This window comes from Psychrobacter sp. YGAH215 (assembly GCF_007280595.1).
GTDB lineage: Bacteria > Pseudomonadota > Gammaproteobacteria > Pseudomonadales > Moraxellaceae > Psychrobacter > Psychrobacter faecalis.
This window is the reverse complement of the sequence record NZ_VKLR01000055.1, coordinates 1-2,235: the sequence shown is the minus strand read 5'-3', so window position 1 is coordinate 2,235 and position 2,235 is coordinate 1. Positions and strand designations below refer to the sequence as shown.

Genomic DNA, 2,235 nt, shown 5'->3' with positions numbered 1-2,235 from the left:
CCCGAACTCAGAAGTGAAACATCATCGCGCCAATGGTAGTGTGGCCCCGGCCATGTGAGAGTAGGTCATCGTCAGCTCTCTATTCCTAGTAAACCCCCTCCGACTTATGTCGGAGGGGGTTTTCTTTGTCTGAGATTTTATATTAAAATATTTAATAAAATCACACTCGTATATCTCTTTTCTTAATAAGCTAACTTAAATCCAGTTATAACAAGTATAATCTTTATAAATGGTCATTACTCAATTTTTGATAAGAGGAAATTCTATGAAAAAAAGGTTACAGGTATTTATATCATCAACGTATATTGATTTGATAGAAGAGAGACAAGCAGCTGTTAGTGCTGTATTAAAGTCTGGACATATTCCTGCTGGAATGGAATTATTCAATGCCAGTGATAAGAGTCAATTAGACGTTATAAAAAAGTGGATTGATGAATCTGATGTTTATATGTTAATTTTAGGTGGAAGATACGGTAGCGTCGAACCTGAATCTGGTATTAGCTATACTGAATTAGAGTATGATTATGCTTTGGAGATTGAAAAACCACTTTTTGCTGTCGTAATTAATGACAGTGCATTAGAAAGTAAGGTCAAGAAGCATGGTTCATCAGTGATGGAGGTAAACAACCCTTCTGAATTAAAATTATTTAGAGCCAAAGTACTGAATAATATGTCTTCATTCTTTGAAGACATGAAAGATATTCGTTTAGCTGTCATGGAGAGCTTACCTGAAATAGCATCTACAAGAGAATTAGCTGGTTGGGTTTCTGGAAATGAGATACCTGATACAAAAGGCTTAGTGGATGAAATAGCTAAATTAAACAATCAGGTGAAAGAATTAAATAAGCAAAACTCTATTTTAGCAAATAAAGTTGGCCAGTATACAAAAGTAACTAACTCGTCTGAATTTGATGAATTAGAAAAAATTCTTAATTCAATAGAGGTGAAAATTCCACCCAATATTATTAATGGTAAAGAAGACGTAACTCAAAATTTATTTACTCTATTCATAACTATTCAAGAGACTCTTGTTACTGGTGTAACAAATCAAACTCAGCAACAAGAATCAGTATATTTTTTATATAACAATGTCTGTCCTAAGTTACAAATTCACGGACTAGTTCAGAACGAAAAAGTTGCTAGCGTACGATGGAGAAGATTTTCTATCACTAAGAAAGGACAAGATTTTTTAGCACATTTAGAGAGAAAGAGGTTAGTCAGTAAATAGGAACTAGATGAATTATTCGTAAAAACTCCGTTGACCATTTTTATTTTATTCAATATATTCATAAATTATTTTTTTTGCTTAATACGAAATTGTATGAGAGTCCAATTTCTAAAAACCTTCAAACATAAAGTCTATTGTTTTAACTAAAAAATCTGAAGTAATTATTGTTTATAAATGAGCTACTTAAGATGTCCAAGCAACTATAATCCAATAACCATAACTATCGAAGAGAAAAAAATGACAACCTCAAAAGTAACCTATCAAGGCGACTTGCGCACCACTGCCATCCACCTGCAATCAAACGATGAAATCATTACCGATGCGCCTTTAGATAACCAAGGCAAGGGCGAAGCGTTTTCACCGACTGATTTATTGGCAACTAGTTTAGCAAGTTGTATGCTGACGATCATTGGTATTAAAGCGCGTGACATGGAAATCGACATTGCAGGTACTACCGCTGAGGTGACTAAGATAATGGCTGCTGAGCCAAGACGTGTCAGTGAAATACATGTCGAGATCACTTTTAATCAAGAGTTAGATGACAAGACGCAAAAGATATTTTATAACACTGCGCTTACTTGTCCGGTTGCGAAAAGCATTCATCCTGATATCATTCAAAGAGTGACTATTAATACCAAAAACTAGTAACCTCTATAAAGGTGATTGAAATGGCTAGCAAAAATTTGCTTATCGTCGCGCATGCGCCATCACCGAATACCAAAAAACTAGCGCAAGCAGCCTACGATGGCGCTAATCATCCCGATATAGATATCAACGTCATACTTAAATATCCTCAAGATACGCAACCTGAAGATGTGTTAGCTGCGGATGCATTATTATTAGGCACGACTGAGAACTTGGCATATATGGCGGGGCTGACCAAAGACTTTTTTGATCGCTGTTATTATTCGGTGTTAGAGAAGAAGCAGGGCCCCCTATGGCAGGATAGTTGTCACCCCTAAAGAATAATCCAAATGGGGGCAACAAGGACACATCATGCCACGATA

At 35.8% G+C, this 2,235-nt stretch carries 2 protein-coding genes and 1 pseudogene; all 3 read left to right on the top strand.

All coding sequences use genetic code 11. The features are described 5' to 3' along the window. The first annotated feature begins 265 nt into the window (after positions 1-265). A complete protein-coding gene (locus tag FOR85_RS12475; protein WP_144298171.1) occupies positions 266-1,228 on the top strand; it encodes a DUF4062 domain-containing protein in 963 nt (320 codons plus the stop codon). A 237-nt stretch (positions 1,229-1,465) separates the two neighbouring features. Next, positions 1,466-1,873: an OsmC family protein gene (locus tag FOR85_RS12470; RefSeq protein WP_144298170.1), complete on the top strand. Its 408-nt coding sequence runs from the start codon at positions 1,466-1,468 to the stop codon at positions 1,871-1,873. 23 nt (positions 1,874-1,896) lie between these two features. Then, a pseudogene (locus FOR85_RS12465) lies at positions 1,897-2,160 on the top strand (flavodoxin family protein); the annotation flags it as partial. Positions 2,161-2,235 lie beyond the last annotated feature (75 nt).

Bases quoted from the DNA above. Each gene is read 5' to 3' on its own strand.
- FOR85_RS12470 (WP_144298170.1), top strand. From the start codon at position 1,466: ATGACAACCTCAAAAGTAACCTATCAAGGCGACTTGCGCACCACTGCC.
- FOR85_RS12475 (WP_144298171.1), top strand. From the start codon at position 266: ATGAAAAAAAGGTTACAGGTATTTATATCATCAACGTATATTGATTTG.